Origin of the sequence: Chitinophaga fulva, assembly GCF_012927205.1 — a bacterium.
GTDB classification, from domain to species: domain Bacteria; phylum Bacteroidota; class Bacteroidia; order Chitinophagales; family Chitinophagaceae; genus Chitinophaga; species Chitinophaga fulva.
In genome coordinates this window covers 834042-850185 of record NZ_JABBGC010000002.1, presented here as the reverse complement: position 1 = coordinate 850185, position 16144 = coordinate 834042, and the positions used below count along the sequence as shown (strand labels likewise).

The following is a 16144-nucleotide window of genomic DNA, read 5'->3' as shown; positions in this document are numbered from 1 at the left end:
AAACTTAAAATAAAGGTATTTTTGGGGGATGGCAATGAAAAACAAACAACATTTTTGATCCTACGGGAAAAATCCCGGTATCACCCTATGCATCATACGGATTAACCCTGAAATATAGTAGCATGAAAAACAAGTTGAGAAGAATGGTTATCAATGACCGGATTTATCTGTATCGTATTCAAACACGCTATGTCCGGCCATCGCATGGCAAGTTGATCCTCAAAGTATTCCTGGAAGGCTGTCGGAATACCCCGTTGGTCGTCGAATGCCTGGTGGCGGAAGACCTGATAACGGGCAACCCGTTATTCGTGGGGACCAGGTTGTTTAATAAGCATACCCGGGAGCTTTGTGATGTGAACCTGAACTATCCCCGTTATATCCGTGAGTTGATTGAATGCGGTTTCGGCCGGGGCTGGACCGGCACTGAAAAAATCGATAAACAGGATGGACTTGTTTATCTGCAGGAGTTGGGCTATGATATTGCATCGCTGCAAAGCTGATACTTCTTCTTTTAACAGGAAATCTCATGGTTGTTATTTGAAAAATTAGTACATTTGACCTAAATTCAAGGTTATGACCGAATATACCACCATGAACAACGAAGAGGAAGAGGATAAGAAGTCCTTTATTCAACGGTTAAGAGACAGCGTGTTGCCGATCAAACCGGAAGATTCCGGGGTGAAGAAAGTAATGAAGCAGATCGGTTTTGCGGCCTTTCTGGGGGTGGCAGGCGTAGTAACAGCCCTGCTGGCCATTGCGGTATCATTTGCCCTGTAACATGAAGCGTTTGTTTTACATATCCGGTATCAGTGGCTTATTATGGCTGATTGTTCATATGGCCCGATGGAGTGGTCACCCGTTGCCCTGGCTGAACGGGCATCTGACAGACCTGATCGTGGTGCCATTGATAGCGCAGGTGTGCCTGGTAGTGGTACAGCGCTGGATTGTACAGCGCAGCGACTATCTGCTGCCACTCGGATATGTATTGTTTATTGCCTGTTATGTGTCTGTTGTATTTGAATGGGTGATGCCACGTTATTCACCCCGTTATACAGGCGACTGGCTGGATGTTGCGGCCTATTTCGCCGGCGCCGTGAGTTACTACGGTTGGCAGCACTGGCCTGCGGCGATGCAGGCAAGGTAACGGTGAGGGATATAGGTAATCATCGCTGTTCCTTGTTCCGCCCTCCGGAACAAGGAACAGCGCGATCTGTGAGTTAGCTGTGCATGCCCACGGCATAACCGCCAGGCACTGTCCGGAAAGCGATGTTCAATTTGTTCCAGGTACCAATCATCGCTACTGACAACGCGATATCGGCAATCTGTTCTTTACTGAAATGTTTGGCCAGTTCATCAAAAATCCCATCTTCCATATGATTGGCATTCAGCGCTTCTGCAAAAGCTAATGCCGCTCTTTCTGCTTCACTGTAATAAGGCGTTTCTCGCCATGCCGGCAGGGAATATAACCTTTGTTCAGTTTCCCCATTGTGAATGGCATCCTTGAAATGCATGTCCAGACAATAAGCGCAACCATTAATCTGAGACATACGGGTGTTGATCAGTTCATGCAGCTTTTGGTCCAGCCCCTGACGGAGATAAGCGCCTGTTTTAAACAGCCCGTCTGCAAATCCTTTGTTAACATCTCCGAAAGAAATTCTTGCTTCCATTTTTTATCGTTTTAATTTTGAATAATATTTGTTTTGATTAGATAACAACCTGGTATTTCTGTTTAGGACATCATTTTTAAATATTTTTTAATTTTATTTGAAATTGATTGTATTTAAATTTGTTAGGTTGTTTTTGAAATTCGTCGGGTAATTAAAACCAATAAATGAAAGCAGTACATACAGATACACAGGAGTTGCTCTTTGGGCTGGACCAGGAGGAATCGGCGGCTTTGTCCCGTCCGGCACAGTTTGCGGAATATGTCGTTTTATTTGTCCCTGCAGGAAAAGGGGTATTTCATGCCGATTTTTCCACGACGGCCTTCGAAGGACCGGTACTGTTGTTTGCTACGCCGTTTCAGTTGCTACGCCTCGAAGCGGATGAAGCGCTGCCTTACTTTCAGCTGCGTTTCCACGGCGATTTTTATTGTATTGAACATCACCGCGCTGAAGTTGCCTGTAATGGATCTCTCTTTAATAATATCTATCAACAACCGTTTATACCACTTTCCCAAGATGAATCCCTTGGTTTTTTCCAGTTGATCACCCAGCTGGAAGCGGAGTTTAAGCAACAAGCCCCTTCGGACATGGTGCTCAAAGCCTATCTGCAGTTGCTGCTGGCCAAGTCCAGCGCTATCAGGCAGAAAACGCAGGAAAGGCGGGAGGACATTCCTTTGCCGGATGATCAGATGGAACGTTTCCGTCAGTTGCTGGACCAGCACTATCTTACACTGCACAAACCAGCTGATTATGCTGAACTGCTGGCCATTTCTCCCAATCATTTCACTAAAAAATGTAACCGCTATTTTGGTAAATCGCCTTCCCGCCTGATCCAGGACCGCCTGGTGCTGGAGGCCAAGAAACAACTGCATCTTACCCGCAAAAGCATCAAGGAAATTGCCTATGCGCTGCGGTTTGATGATGAGTTCTATTTCAGTCGCTTCTTTAAGAAAAATACCGGCGTGTCGCCACAAACGTTCCGTCAGCGGACGGGCATTTCCATCGTGGCTGATTTGTCCATGCAATAACCTTTTCCCTCCATGGCCCGGCCCCGGCGCCCGGTTTACATTTGTATCGTCATTCACGATTTAAAAAACGAACAAATGAAAACCATGAACAAAGTCTTGCATGCAATAGCCAACCTCGATCAGCTGGGAAAAAAAGTCATACGCTGGGGAATCGTCATTGTTTTTGTCTGGATAGGGGCCTTAAAATTCTTTACCTACGAAGCAGACGGCATCGTTCCCTTCGTGGCCAACAGCCCTTTTATGTCTTTCTTTTATAACACGCCCGGTGAGTATAAGACACATATGAACAAGGAAGGGGAACTGATTGAAGCTAATCATACCTGGCACGAAAACAACAATACATACGGCTTCTCCCGCGGACTGGGTGTTTTCCTGATCATATTGGCGGTACTGGTGGCCATATACCGCATCGCTCCGCTGGCCAGTGTGGCGGGCAGTGTGCTGGTGTTTATCATGACACTGGGCACCCTGTCTTTCCTGATCACCACACCGGAATCCTGGGTGCCGCATCTTACAGACCATCAATGGGGATTTCCATATCTCTCCGGCCGCGGCAGACTGGTGATCAAAGATGTGATGATCATGGGTGGGGCACTGATAACCATGAGTGAATCTGCAGGTATTTATCTTCAGCGCAAAGGCATAAAGTAGTGTAGCCCTGACCGTTTTTTTAATATCTTTAGCAGCTGCAAAAAAAGCAACTACTTATGCAACTCCGGATAATTGACGAACATGTGGAAACGATATCCTGGCGCGGAAAAGACCTCGTAGACTGGGCCACTGGCATAAAAATCGACGGTGAAGGCGAGTGGCCTGCCCAACAGATAAGTTACGCTTATAACTTCGATGCTGCCATCACATCTGCGGACGGGCAATATGCGCTGGTTTTTACTAAACAAGGCACCAAAGGCCTGCTGCTGAAAAACGGTAAAATACTCCGGGAAATTAACCGGTCATACTATCAGGCAGAGGTATACGAATACCCGGCAGCATTTTTTGTGGCGCCTAACGGCAGGACCTATCTTGCCCATTGTCCGGTGGCCTACTGTCAACTGGATTTTGAAGATGTGGAAACAGGAGAGGTGGTCACCCGTGTGGAAGGTCGCGAGCCACAGGACTATTTTTATTCCCGCCTGGAAGTGAGCGCCGATAACAAGTGGTTGATCAGTAAAGGCTGGGTATGGCATCCATGGGATATGGTAGTCGCTTTTAATATCGGGGCATGCCTGCAAAACCCTGCGTTGCTGGATAATGTTAAAAAAAGCCCGGACGTTAACGCAGAAGTAGGCGTGGCGGGCTTCATCAGCAATCATGAGGTGCTGATTGGCGCTATCGGCGACGGTGAATTGATGGATGATGAAGCTGAAAATGTGGAGGCCCTGCAGCCGGGTCAACTTGTTGTCTGGAACCTGGAAACGGATGAACTGTCCGCACCGGTAATGGTCAAGGGGTTCTTTGGCAATATCTTTCCTATAGATGATACATATACCTGGGACCTGGCTGGTTGCGCACGCATTATCAATTATCGCACCGGTGAGGTGGTGGACCAGCTGGAGGAATTCCTCGTCAACCCACAGGTGTCCTCTATTATCCATCACATAGAGGCGCCAAAGATTGCCTATAACCGCGAAACGAAAGCCATGGCGGTTATCACGAAAGACCGGAAAGTGGGCCTACTGACCCGCTGACAGCGGTGATCTGTCGATGATGACCTTATACCGGAATGCCCGCCTGTGGTTGAACGGCACGTCCAGGTAACCAGGGACCGACAGCACATAGGTATAACGTTTAGTGGCTAAACGGGATATTCGTTTTATGACTGTTGCAAGTTACTGGTTTCGCTTGATCACTATGAATTATATTTAGGGTAGATAAAAAAAGCAGCTCCGAGGAGCTGCTTTTCTGTTTTATGTATACAGACTGTTATTGTTTGTAGACAATGCGGTAGATAGTGCCCATCTTATCGTCAGACACGTACAGGGAGCCGTCAGGGCCCTGTGCGAGGCCGCAGGGGCGGTGGGCGGCATCACCGGGCGCAGCAATGTTTTCCTTGCCGGCAAAACCTTTGGCGAATACTTCCCATTTACCGGAAGGCGCTCCGTCTTTAAACGGCACAAAAGCCACAAAGAAACCCTGTTGTGGTTCAGGAGCCCTGTTCCAGGAACCATGGAACGCAATGAACGCACCATTTCTGTAACGCTCAGGGAACATATTGCCGGTATAAAACAGCAGGGCATTAGGAGCAAGGTGACCGGGGAAAGTGGCAACCGGGTCATCGTATTTGTCAGTGACAGCCTTCTTGCCATCGCCGCCGTATTCAGGGCAAACGATTTTTTTCTGCTGTATCTGATCGTAGTAAATATAAGGCCAGCCACAGTTGGAGCCGTCATGCAGCTTGTACATGGTTTCGGCGGGCAGCTCGGCAGACTGTTTGGTATCGTACAGCTCAGGGAAAAAGTCATGCAGGTTGTCGCGGCCATGCTGCATCACAAAGAGGGCGTTCGCCTGGTTGTTCCAGTCGAGGCCCACTACATTACGAAGACCGGTAGCATACCGTTTGCCGTTATGATATCCCTGGTTCAGTTCATTGGCTTTGAATACCCAGATACCGCCGGCAGAATCCAGCAGCGGGCATGGCTGCATGCCGGGAGAACCTTTGGTGCGGTCTTTTTCCTGGCATACGTTGGAAGGCGCCCCGATATTCACATAGAGGTTACCGTTATTGTCCAGCGCAATGGATTTTGAATTGTGCTGTCCCCGGTCTATCAGGCCGCTGACAATAGTATCAGGATGCTGCGGGTCTGCTACTTCCTGCTGGTCATTCAGTTTGTAACGGAACACACTGGTGTTGGAAGAGGCATACAGGTAGCCGTCTTTAATAGCGATACCGGTGCCGCCGTAAGGAGCAAACGCGGAACGTTCATCAGCGCGGCCATCGCCGTTTTTATCTTTCAGCACCACAATGGCGTGGCCATTGACCGGGTTTTCCAGTTTAACATACACCACGCCGTTTTTATTCACGGTCAGGTGACGGGCATTACCGGTGCTGTCGGCAAAACGGAGCGCGCCAAATCCCTGTGGCAGTTCCAGTCCAACGTTACCATTGTCGGTGGCCGGCTCTTTGGGACTCTCCTTAGTGGGATTGTTGTTGCAGCTGTGCAGCACCAGCATGGCAGACGGGAATAAAAGGCTCAGGGCCATTGTCCTGAAAACCCGCTTGTCTGACCGGATAGGCCATAATCCTGTTTTCATAGTATTGTGTTTAGTGCAAAATAAATTGACTTTCGGATGTCCATGACCGTTGAAAGCCATAAAAAGTACGAAATTAATGGAAGATGCTGAAAAAAATATGACACACGGAAAGGCCTCCGATTAATAAATAATCAAATGAATAAATGACTAAATAAATATCAGACCGGTGTCTGGAAGCGCGGCAGGTGTGCGGACAGCGCCTGATAGAGTTCGTTGAAGTGCACCGGCTTGGAGATATAAGCACTGGCGCCCGCCTGTAACAGCTCTTCCTTTACAGAAACAAAAGCATCTCCCGAAACAATCAATACCGGGATGTCTTTCAAAAAGCTGTCACGACGCAACTGCCGGAGCAGTTCTTTGCCACTCATGCCAGACATATGCAGGTCGGTGATAACGATATCCGGTTTCTCCAGCCGTATCCGTTGCAGTGCTGCGGTGCCGTCATGGCAAAGTGTTGGAGCAATACCCATATGGACCAGTATTTTGGTGAGCAGCGCGCTGCTCACCAGATCATCTTCGATGATCAGCGCAGTGGCGCCGGGGAACACATCGCGGCGGTAATGCTGCCGGATGGAAGTGGTGCTGTTCTCCCTGGCTGTTTCCAATGGTAGTGTGAAGGTGATGATGGTATGAGTGCTCATCTCATCCGGCTCCATATATATCCTGCCGCCCAGTAAGGTCACCAGGTGTTTGGTGATGGACAGGCCCAGGCCGGTGGCTTCCGTGATCTGGTTATGCTCGGATACAAACGCCTCAAAGATGTGCCTGGCTTTTTCGGGGTGAATAATGCCCTCGTTGATCACCCGGAAAATGATGTGTTGTCCGTAACGTTCACCAGTGACAGACACGGTACTGTTTCCAGTGGCGAACTTTACGGCATTGGACAACAGGTTGTTGATGATTTTGGTGAGAATGATTTTATCACTGTAGATGATGGCCGGTAGTTGTTTGTCAAAACTCTCCCGGATAATGATGCCTCTTGAATGCGCAATATACCGGCTGATGGCGGCGCAATGTCCCACACATTCCCTGAGGTCCAGCGATTCACGGGTAACGGTATTGAACCTGCCCGCATCAATGCGTGACATGTCCAGCACATTGTTGATGATATTGCGTGCAATATAACAGGCGGAATAGAGATCGTCTATCTCTTTGCGCTCTTCGCTATCCTCATCACTCTTGCGCAGCTGCAGTAACTGCGCGATGCCATAAATAGCGTTGAGGGGTGTCCGTAGTTCATGGTACGTTTCCCGGAGGAACGTGCTCTTGGCCATGGATGCTTCTTTGAGCTTCCTTTCCGAGTGCAGCAAGGCATGGATTTTACCAATGTAAAACGACATCACCAGCACCATCATGGTCACAAAACCGGCAGATGTCAGCACATGCATCATATACACCGCATTTTCGGTGAGTGCCAGCGGCACAATGACCGGGTGCCGGTGATTGATGTGTACCAGCGCCATCAGCGAAAGCGTGATGGCCAGCGTGGACAACAGCACTTTCCGTTCCCTGTTGAGGAAAAAAGTATTGCAAAGATGAAAAACAATCACGGCAAGGAAAGCAATCACCAGGTCCGTCGGAATAGCGTCTTCCAGTAAACAGCTCCAGTATACCGCAAAGATGCCATGTATCAGCAACATCACCAGGCTGGCCCGGAAGTATTGCCGGTAGTGGTTAAGCAGGATCACCGATATAAATCCGGCGGCTTCCATCACTACAGGGGCCAGTATGAATGGTGTAGGATGCAATACATAAAAATAAGCGCCGATAACGAGTACCATCAGCGTAACGATAAGGGCCAACGCATTGGCGAGGACCACGGGTCTTCTTTCTTCCGGACTGGTGAGGCCTGCGGTACCGGCAAACAGCGGCGCTCTTAATAATTTGAGGAGGCGGGGTTGGGTTGATGTGTACATGTGACAGCATTAAATAAGATTTTCAATAGTCATTTGAGGGGTGTTTTCATGTTCGTTGTCATTGCGCTACCAGCGCTTCATAAGCATGTTCTGTCGGGCTTTGGTTCAATGATCTGTTGTAAAGTAAATGTAGCAAAAATCACCCTAAAAATAGGTGAGCAGGAGAGAGGTGAAACAGCAGGCAGGGATCTTTTTTAATATTTTTTTAAATAGTCCAATAACCAAATGACTAAATAATTAAATGTTGTGGTTGTTTCAAATTGTTTTAATTTGTTTTCTTTTATAGTTTTTATTTATTATTTTTCTAACTGTATTCAACCAAAAAGGAAAGCAGGCCGCAGTGGGTCAATATGAATTTTACGTTATGAATCGGCCTGTCAATATGATTTTTGTAATACCAGCTATATTTTCGCCCACTTGAAAATTTCAAAACCATATGAAACCTATCTGTCACTTTCTCTTTCTTTTGTCTTTATTGACATGCCTTTTCCTACAGCCATCGGTAGCGCAGACCACACAGGCGTCTATACTGGGGATGATTACGGACGAAAGCAAACAACCGGTGCCCGGTGCTTCGGTGGTGGTCCGCAATGAATCTACCGGTTTTACCAGCCGTACCATTACCAATGCCAAGGGGGAGTTTACCTTCCGGGAAATGCCACTGGGCGGCCCATATACGGTCAATGTGACCTCGCTGGGCTTCCAGGAACAGAAACGTACCGGCTATTCGCTCAACCAGGGCGATGTGGTAAGGGTCAACATCGCGCTGCAATCAGCCGCAGTAAGCATGCAGGAAATAAAAGTGGTAGGCTCCGGCCTGAAGAACAAAACGGAAAACTTCGGCGCCGCTACTACGGTCTCTGCACGGGATATCGCCCGGCTGCCGGTAAACGGCCGTAACTTCACCTCGCTGATCGACCTGTCGCCACTCAGCAGCGGCAACAACCTGGCCGGTCAGTTGGGCTCGTCAACAAATATTACCATCGATGGTACATCTGCCAAGAACCCGACTTCCAGCAGCGGCACCAACACCAGGATTGGCGGCCCTTACGCCATCTCCATGGAAGCCATCCGGGAGTTTAAAGTGGTGACCAACCAATATGATGTGACCTACGGCCGCAGCGGCGGTGGTACCATCAGCACGGTGACCAAGTCCGGTACCAATACTTTCTCCGGTAGCGCGTTCACCTTTATGCGACATGATAAACTGTCCAGCCAGTACAATATGAGCGGCGCTAAACGCCAGAATGAATTCTCTACTTACCAGTACGGCTTTTCTCTCGGCGGCCCCATCATCCGTAACAAAGCACACTTCTTCATTGCGTGGGACCATCAGCAGGATGCCCGCCCACTGCAACTGGCGGATATCAGAACACCGGAAGATGAAAAGAGACTCAACGTTTCACAGACTACGCTGGATAATTTCCTCCAGATTGCCCGCAACAAATATGGAGTCGCAGAAACGCCGCAGTTCGGCTCCTTCAGCAAAAAAAGAGGCACCGACGCTGCCTTTGCCCGCATTGACTGGCAGCTGAATGAACGCAACCTGCTGACCATCCGCAATAACTATGTCAACGACCGCGCTCCACTGGGCCGCGATGACAATACCCTGCTCAATCTTTACGAAGTATATGCCACCGCTAAAGCTGTTAATAACAGCTTGCTGGCCACGCTGCGCACCACCATCAGCCCTAAAATGACCAACGAGCTGAAAGTACAGCACCTGTATACTTTTGAAGAAAGCTCTCCCGGCGCGCAACTGCCAGCACAGAACATTCCCCGCGGCATCGTGGAAAGAGTAAAGTCCAACGTGAATGGCAAAGATGTGTTCACAGATATCCAGCTCGGCGGACAGCGTTACTCCCCGGAGCACTTCTACAATAACGTGTTCCAGCTGGTCAATAACCTGTATTACAATACCAATAAAGCCAGTTTCACTTTTGGTACTGACATCATGTACAGCCATATGAACTCCCTCTATGGCAGCGAAATGAACGGCCGTTTCTTCTTTACAGGAATGGACGCATTCAACAACATGACGCCGTACCGCTATGCCCGCGAAGTAGCACTGGCAGATGATCCCAGCGTAAAACAGAATATCGTGAGCGCTGCCCTCTATGCGCAGATGCAGACTGAACTGTTCAAAGGTTTTGAAATGATCGCCGGTCTGCGTGCAGACTATACCACCTACCTCAACAAGCCCAATTTCAACGAAACGGTTTACCAGGAACTTGGCCTGCGCACGGATAATTCTCTGCGCACCTTCCAGCTGCAGCCTCGTTTGCAGTTCAACTGGGACATCAACGAAAAGCATCGTGATTACCTGCGTTTCGGCGCCGCCATCTTTGGTTCCGATATCAACAACTACGCGATGATCAACAACATGCTGTTTGACGGAACCAAGGTGCTCACCGTGGACGTACAGGGAGCACAGGTGCCCGCGCCTAATTTTGTGGAGTACCGCAAGAACCCGTCTACTGCGCCTGGTAAGGAACTGTTTGATAAACTCGGATTGCCCCGCATCGGTACCATCAATATGAACGGTAAAGATGCCCGTATCCCGGTAGTATACAAAGCCAACCTGTCCTATAACCACTTCTTCACAGACCGGTTCAAGATGGGATTGACATTCTTCGCTACGATGGCCCGCCATAACTATATGTATGTAGACCGCAACATGGTGGACCAGCCTTATTTCCGCCTGGCCAACGAAGGCAACCGTGGTGTGTATGTGCCAGCCAACAGCATTACCCCCGGAAATGGTTATGCCGACTGGCAGAACGGCCGCAAAAGCACGAAGGTTGGCCGTGTGCTGGAACTGAACAGCGATGGTAAGGTGAATCAGTTTGCCTTTGTGGTAGATGGTACCTACCGCTATTTCAGAGACGGCGAGATCTCTTTCAGCTATACCTGGAATGATGCCAAAGACAATACTTCTTACAATGGTGATGTGGCCAATACCGCTACGCTGAACCTGATGGTGAAAGACGATCCGCGTAATCTCAGCGTAATGTCTTATTCCGATAATCAGTTCCGCCATAAGGTGGTCTTTTATGGTACTGCGCCCAGCTTCTGGGGCATCAACGTGGGAGTGCGTTATTCCGGTATAGGCGGTACCCGTTATTCCCTCGCGGTTAAAGGCAACGTGAACGGTGATTTCGTGAGCACCAACGACCTCGCCTATGTGTTTGATATAAATGACCCCAGCGTGCCCGCTGCCATGCGGAACGGCCTGAAAAGCATTCTCGATAACCCGAACATTGATAATAGCATCAAGGATTACCTGCGCAAAAGCAGCGGCACTGTGGCAGAAAGGAATGGGGGCGTGAATGGCTTCTACGGCGTGTGGGATGTTCGTATAGCCAAGAAGTTTATCTTCGCGAAGTCACAATATGTTGAAGTGTCCGGCGATTTCTTTAACGTAGCCAATATGTTCAACAAAGAATGGGGCGCCAGCAAAGTACTGGGTAAACAGAACCTGTACAATCTCGGAGGGTTCGATCCGGCTACATCTACTTTCAAATACGATGTAAACACCAATGCCGGTACCATTGTACCTTCCGGCAATCCCTGGCAGATACAGCTGGGTGTCAGATACGGATTTTAATCATTTGGTTATTTAATCATTTAGCTATTTTCTTATTTATGGGCTGTCTCTTAGAAAGAACCCATAAATAAGAAAATAGCTAAATGATTAAATAACTAAATTCGTATGGAATCAATACCGTTAACATTGGAAACAACAGATGAACAATTACTGGACAATCCCGTCTGGAACGCGCTGACAACCGTGCAGGCGCCGCTGGCGGAAGGTACGCCCCACACAAAAAGATACCGGAGGGAAATCCTTTCCTTCATTGCCTGTGACCATACAGCAGCGCATCAGCTGGAGGACCTACAGCCATGGATAAACGAAGGGGAATCATTTTACCTGGTAGGGGAGTTGCCTCCGCTGCCGGTTAACTGGCAGATAGTGCTTGAATTGCCCTGTGCACAGATGGTCCTGCGTGAAATGGTGGAACTGCCGGCTAAAACGCCGGTGGAAATCTCCGTACTGACAGCCGCTGATAGGGCTGATATGTATGATCTGGTCAACCGGGTGCAGCCTGGCTACTATAACCTGGATACGCCGTTATTGGGCACTTATTACGGTATCCGCCAGGAGGGCCGGCTCGTGGCCATGGCTGGTGAACGTATGCGCATGGCAGGCTTCACTGAGCTGAGCGCCATTGTTACCGATCCGGCCTGTACCGGCAAGGGGTATGCGCAACAGTTGATTACCCGCCTGTGTCAGCAACACGTCGCTGAAGGTATTACTTCCATGCTGCATGTGTCGGTGGCCAACGAAAGGGCTATCCGGCTTTATGAGCATATGGGTTTCGTTACCCGCAGAGAAATCGTGTTTAGAAAAATCACCCAATCGTAGAAACTATTTTTTCCGCTCTTTAGGATACATCCAATCACTCACCTGGTAAGGATAGGGTTCGTATACTTTATTGTCTTCGGTGAACGTATAGCCTTGCCTGAAATCCTCTGAAGCCTTCTGCATGGCCGCCCGTGCTTCATCTTTCCGTTGTAGCCGCGCCAGGCAGAGGGCTTTGTAATAGCCCGCATCGGAAAACTGCTGATACAGCGACAGGCTGTAATTGAAATGCTCCAAAGCCTCGGCATACTTTCCCTGTTCGTATTCGACAATGCCCAGATAAAAAGGATAGAGGCAATGCAACGGGGCTTCAGTGCCGGATTGCCGCCAGCGGTCTACGCATTGCTGAAAGTACGTCCTGGCGCTGTCGTATTGATTTAGCTGGAGATAACAAAGACCGAGATAAAAACTATAGGGATGGTCCATCACCCCACTATGGCCGCTCGACCGCTGCGCTTCCCTGAAGTCAACGATGGCCGCCACATAGGACTTCTGAAAGATACATTTGATAAAAGCGCGGTAGTCGAGGTATTCCGCCGGATCATACGTTACTGCTTTGTCGAGGTACACCATGCCGGCTTCATACTTCCGCTGCTTGAACAGTGGCATGGCCTTCAGCTGCCACATCTGTGCATCGTGCGGCAGCAATACCAGTCCGCTGTCAAGGTATAGGCCCCATTCCGGCGCAAAATAATGATACCGGGAGGCAGCGTTGACGTAATGTTCGCGAATGGAATCCTGCTGATGTTGGGTAAAGGAGGCAGACTGGGCATTGCTCTCCTGCAGGAACAGGAACATGATAAGCAGGGAACAAAGTATGTATTTCATGAGGTAGTTTTCCGATGGTTGACAGCGGAAGTTATGTAATTTTCTTTAGCCCGTATAACAGCATATGAAAAGGCCTGCCCATGCATCTACATCGGCAGGCCTTCTTATTTTGATATATCCGTGCAGGTTACTTAGCACCAACAGGTGCGCCATAAGCGGCTTCTATCGCTTTCAGGTCCAGTTTTTTCATCTGGAAGATAGCGTTCATGACCCGGCTGAGGCGTTCTTTGTCTTTATCGACAAGCATTTCAGCGATCTGCACCGGGGCTACCTGCCAGGACAGGCCGAATTTGTCTTTCAGCCAGCCGCACTGGTCTGCCTTGGGATCGCCGCCGGCACGCAGTTTCTCCCAGTAGTAGTCTATTTCTTCCTGTGTTTCGCAGTTCACCATAAAAGAAATGGCTTCGTTGAATTTGAAAAGCGGGCCGCCATTGAGCGCAATAAAACTTTGTCCGTCGAGGGTAAACTCAACAGTCAGTACAGAGCCGGCCGGCATTCCGTGTATCTCATGACCAGCCTCGGTGTAATGCGAAATTCTGCCGATGGAAGAATTTTTAAAGATCGATGTATAGAACTTAGCCGCTTCTTCGGCCTGGTCCTTAAACCACAAATGCGGTGAAATTCTTTGTGAGGTGATTCTGTTTGCCATAGTTTTTATATTTTAACAGCCAGTGAAATGGAGTTGTTTGATAACAACCCAAAGATAAAATGACCCGTCCGGTCAGCAGGGGGGATGAGGCGACTTTGTGAAGGGGTGTTTGCGACATCGGGGGGAATTCTTTATTTTCGACGGATGAACTGGCTGCCCACTAACCGCTATACCTTATTGAGTAATCTTTCCTCGGAGGAAGTTCTGTCTGCACTGCAGACGAATTTCGCAACATATGATCCCAAGTTTTATTGGTATACCTACGGGGTGTTGAATCCGGATCTTCGTTTCACGGGAGAGGTCAATGGTAATACTTTTGTCATCAGCAGGCTTAGCCAAAAACTCAGTAAAAGAGAATTTGTAAAGATAAAGGGAACGGTCAGCAAATCCTTATATCAGACAGCCATTGACGTACAGGTGAGTATCATGCCGGAACAAACAATGGTGTTTACGATATTCACGCTGCTGTTGGGAGCTGGCGTGGCTGGTGTATTATCGTGGACGCTGTTTGAATGGATAACCACAGGAGATATTCACCTTGGAAAACTGATCTATGCACTGGTGTTGTTGATCGTGTGTGTAGTGATATTTGGCCGCTTCAGCTATGAAGATGATTTGGCCCGAAAATTTATTAAGCGTATTAGTCAAGCACAATAATCATCCATGAAATTATTACCCATAGAACGTTATAGGTTGTTAACCAAACTATCCCCGGAAGAAATAAAAAAACTGCTGGAGGCCAACGTAGCACCTAAAAGCAGAGGGCTTCAAATTAAAATTGGTTGGAATAAACCAGCCTCTGGCAAGCCTTATGAGGGAGTGGTGAAAAGTAACAGCTTTGAGATCAGCCGTATCATCGACTATAGAAACTCTTTCCTGCCGGTGATCACCGGCGACGTCAGCCATGAAATAGTACATACCGTCGTGAAGATCAAGATGACGTTGTCCATTGTAGTGGCGGTGTTTATGACACTTTGGATGGGAGGCGTAGTTGTCGGGTTGGTGGGGTGTGTGATCGCGATAATCAATGGCATCCTTTCGGGAAGCAAGTTTGAGCCGATGCTACTGATACCTTTCGGTATGTTGATATTCGGGTATCTGCTGGTAACGCTTGCTTTTCAAAACGAAGCGTCCAAGTCCAGGAAGTTCCTGCAAGACTTATTAAAGGGATGGGAAGAGGGTAAAGCCTGAGTTGATCACGAAAGCCCTAAGGCCTCCATGATCAACGGTATTTGTACCAGGAGCCGGTATTGAACAGCAATACCTGTTCATCTTCCTGTACCCAGTCCTTTTCAATCAGCTTTATCAGGCCCATATAGGTGGCGCTGCCTTCCGGGGAAAGCAGGATGCCTTCTGCCGCGGCTATTTCAGAGATGCCGGCTTCCATTTCCTCTTCTGTGACGGTCAGCGCTTTGCCGTCGCTTTGCCGGATCACTTCCTGCATCATGTCTTTTGCAAAAGGCTGTGGAACAGCCAGTCCATAAGCTATGGACGGATAACCGCTGAAGTCATCCGGTAGGTTTCCGTTTTCAATGTACTGTACCATGGGAGCACAATTTTGAGATTGAATAATGATCATTCTGGGCAGCTTGCCGGTGATCCAGCCCAACTGCTGCATTTCGCGGAAGGCTTTCCACATGCCTATCAGGCCGGTGCCGCCGCCGGTAGGATAGATGATCACGTCAGGTAACTGCCAGTGCAGCTGCTCGGCGATTTCATATCCCATCGTTTTTTTGCCTTCCAGGCGGTATGGTTCTTTTAAGGTAGACATATCAAAGCCGCCGGTTTCCTGTACCAGCTGCCGTGCCATGCGGCCGCAGCTGTCTATCAGTCCGTCGGTGAGCAGCAGCTCTGCACCATATAAGCGGCATTCTTCCTGCAATGTGGCAGGGGTATGGCGTGGCATGATCACGGTGGCCTTCATACCAGCTTTGGCGCAATAGGCACTTAAGGCGCCGCCTGCGTTACCGGCAGAAGGGATGATGCAATGCGTAACGCCCAGCTCCTGCGCTTTGGACACCGCTACACTGATGCCCCGGGCCTTAAAGGAACCGGTCGGGTTCACACTTTCGTCTTTTAATAATACCTGTACGCCCGTGCGTGCGCTCAGGGTATGCAGGGTGGTCAACGGCGTGCCGCCTTCTCCCAAACTAACAATATGACGGGGATCAGCTACCGGCAGCATCTCACGGTACCGCCAGATGCTGTGGTCTCGTCCTTTTAAAAAATCCGGTGCAGGCAGGTCGTAGGAGTATACAGCTGTCAACGGCTGCTGGCAGCAGGTGGCGTATGACTGCAATACTGTTGCGTCGTATTGTTTTCCACAACGGGGGCACTGCAAAGCAGTGAGGTGCGATATGTTTTTCCGGGTAAGTGTCATTCCT

16 protein-coding genes are annotated in these 16144 nt (G+C 49.0%); 10 read left to right on the top strand and 6 right to left on the bottom strand.

What is annotated here, in order from left to right; all coding sequences use genetic code 11:
- Positions 1–122: 122 nt before the first annotated feature.
- The 3 genes from HHL17_RS20005 (at position 123) to HHL17_RS19995 (ending at position 1144) form a co-directional block, all read left to right on the top strand.
- Positions 123–500 (top strand): hypothetical protein, encoded by a 378-nt coding sequence (locus HHL17_RS20005; RefSeq protein WP_169226565.1) that lies wholly within the window; start codon positions 123–125, stop codon positions 498–500.
- 73 nt (positions 501–573) lie between these two features.
- On the top strand, positions 574–777 hold the full coding sequence (locus HHL17_RS20000; RefSeq protein ID WP_169226564.1) for a hypothetical protein: 204 nt from the start codon (positions 574–576) through the stop codon (positions 775–777).
- A 1-nt stretch (position 778) separates the two neighbouring features.
- Positions 779–1144 (top strand): hypothetical protein, encoded by a 366-nt coding sequence (locus tag HHL17_RS19995; protein ID WP_169226563.1) that lies wholly within the window; start codon positions 779–781, stop codon positions 1142–1144.
- A gap of 73 nt (positions 1145–1217) precedes the next feature.
- Here HHL17_RS19995 and HHL17_RS19990 read toward each other — a convergent pair whose 3' ends face one another.
- Positions 1218–1667: a carboxymuconolactone decarboxylase family protein gene (locus HHL17_RS19990; RefSeq protein WP_169226562.1), complete on the bottom strand. Its 450-nt coding sequence runs from the start codon at positions 1665–1667 to the stop codon at positions 1218–1220.
- 164 nt (positions 1668–1831) lie between these two features.
- Here HHL17_RS19990 and HHL17_RS19985 point away from each other — a divergent pair, with 164 nt between their 5' ends.
- From HHL17_RS19985 to HHL17_RS19975, 3 genes are all read left to right on the top strand, one after another.
- Positions 1832–2692 (top strand): helix-turn-helix domain-containing protein, encoded by an 861-nt coding sequence (locus tag HHL17_RS19985; RefSeq protein ID WP_169226561.1) that lies wholly within the window; start codon positions 1832–1834, stop codon positions 2690–2692.
- A gap of 84 nt (positions 2693–2776) precedes the next feature.
- The gene (locus HHL17_RS19980) at positions 2777–3343 is read left to right on the top strand and encodes a DUF417 family protein (RefSeq protein WP_169227215.1); all 567 of its coding nucleotides are present in this window, start codon (positions 2777–2779) and stop codon (positions 3341–3343) included.
- A 56-nt stretch (positions 3344–3399) separates the two neighbouring features.
- Positions 3400–4380, top strand: a complete 981-nt coding sequence (locus HHL17_RS19975) for a hypothetical protein (RefSeq protein WP_169226560.1) — start codon at positions 3400–3402, stop codon at positions 4378–4380.
- Positions 4381–4615: 235 nt separating this feature from the next.
- Here HHL17_RS19975 and HHL17_RS19970 read toward each other — a convergent pair whose 3' ends face one another.
- Positions 4616–5944 carry a PQQ-dependent sugar dehydrogenase gene (locus HHL17_RS19970; protein WP_240975923.1) on the bottom strand — a complete coding sequence of 443 codons (1329 nt, stop codon included), beginning with the start codon at positions 5942–5944 and terminating at the stop codon, positions 4616–4618.
- A 158-nt stretch (positions 5945–6102) separates the two neighbouring features.
- Entirely contained in the window at positions 6103–7860 is a 1758-nt protein-coding gene (locus HHL17_RS19965; RefSeq protein WP_169226559.1) for a hybrid sensor histidine kinase/response regulator, read from the bottom strand.
- A 436-nt stretch (positions 7861–8296) separates the two neighbouring features.
- Here HHL17_RS19965 and HHL17_RS19960 point away from each other — a divergent pair, with 436 nt between their 5' ends.
- On the top strand, positions 8297–11467 hold the full coding sequence (locus HHL17_RS19960; protein WP_169226558.1) for a TonB-dependent receptor: 3171 nt from the start codon (positions 8297–8299) through the stop codon (positions 11465–11467).
- A 105-nt stretch (positions 11468–11572) separates the two neighbouring features.
- Positions 11573–12286, top strand: a complete 714-nt coding sequence (locus HHL17_RS19955) for a GNAT family N-acetyltransferase (RefSeq protein WP_169226557.1) — start codon at positions 11573–11575, stop codon at positions 12284–12286.
- 3 nt (positions 12287–12289) lie between these two features.
- Here HHL17_RS19955 and HHL17_RS19950 read toward each other — a convergent pair whose 3' ends face one another.
- Both HHL17_RS19950 and HHL17_RS19945 read right to left on the bottom strand, forming a co-directional pair.
- Positions 12290–13111 (bottom strand): tetratricopeptide repeat protein, encoded by an 822-nt coding sequence (locus HHL17_RS19950; RefSeq protein WP_169226556.1) that lies wholly within the window; start codon positions 13109–13111, stop codon positions 12290–12292.
- A gap of 127 nt (positions 13112–13238) precedes the next feature.
- Positions 13239–13760, bottom strand: a complete 522-nt coding sequence (locus HHL17_RS19945; protein ID WP_169226555.1) for a VOC family protein — start codon at positions 13758–13760, stop codon at positions 13239–13241.
- A 144-nt stretch (positions 13761–13904) separates the two neighbouring features.
- Here HHL17_RS19945 and HHL17_RS19940 point away from each other — a divergent pair, with 144 nt between their 5' ends.
- Positions 13905–14417 carry a hypothetical protein gene (locus HHL17_RS19940; RefSeq protein WP_169226554.1) on the top strand — a complete coding sequence of 171 codons (513 nt, stop codon included), beginning with the start codon at positions 13905–13907 and terminating at the stop codon, positions 14415–14417.
- A gap of 6 nt (positions 14418–14423) precedes the next feature.
- A complete protein-coding gene (locus tag HHL17_RS19935; RefSeq protein ID WP_169226553.1) occupies positions 14424–14951 on the top strand; it encodes a hypothetical protein in 528 nt (175 codons plus the stop codon).
- A gap of 31 nt (positions 14952–14982) precedes the next feature.
- Here HHL17_RS19935 and HHL17_RS19930 read toward each other — a convergent pair whose 3' ends face one another.
- The gene (locus HHL17_RS19930) at positions 14983–16140 is read right to left on the bottom strand and encodes a threonine synthase (RefSeq protein WP_169226552.1); all 1158 of its coding nucleotides are present in this window, start codon (positions 16138–16140) and stop codon (positions 14983–14985) included.
- Positions 16141–16144: the final 4 nt, after the last annotated feature.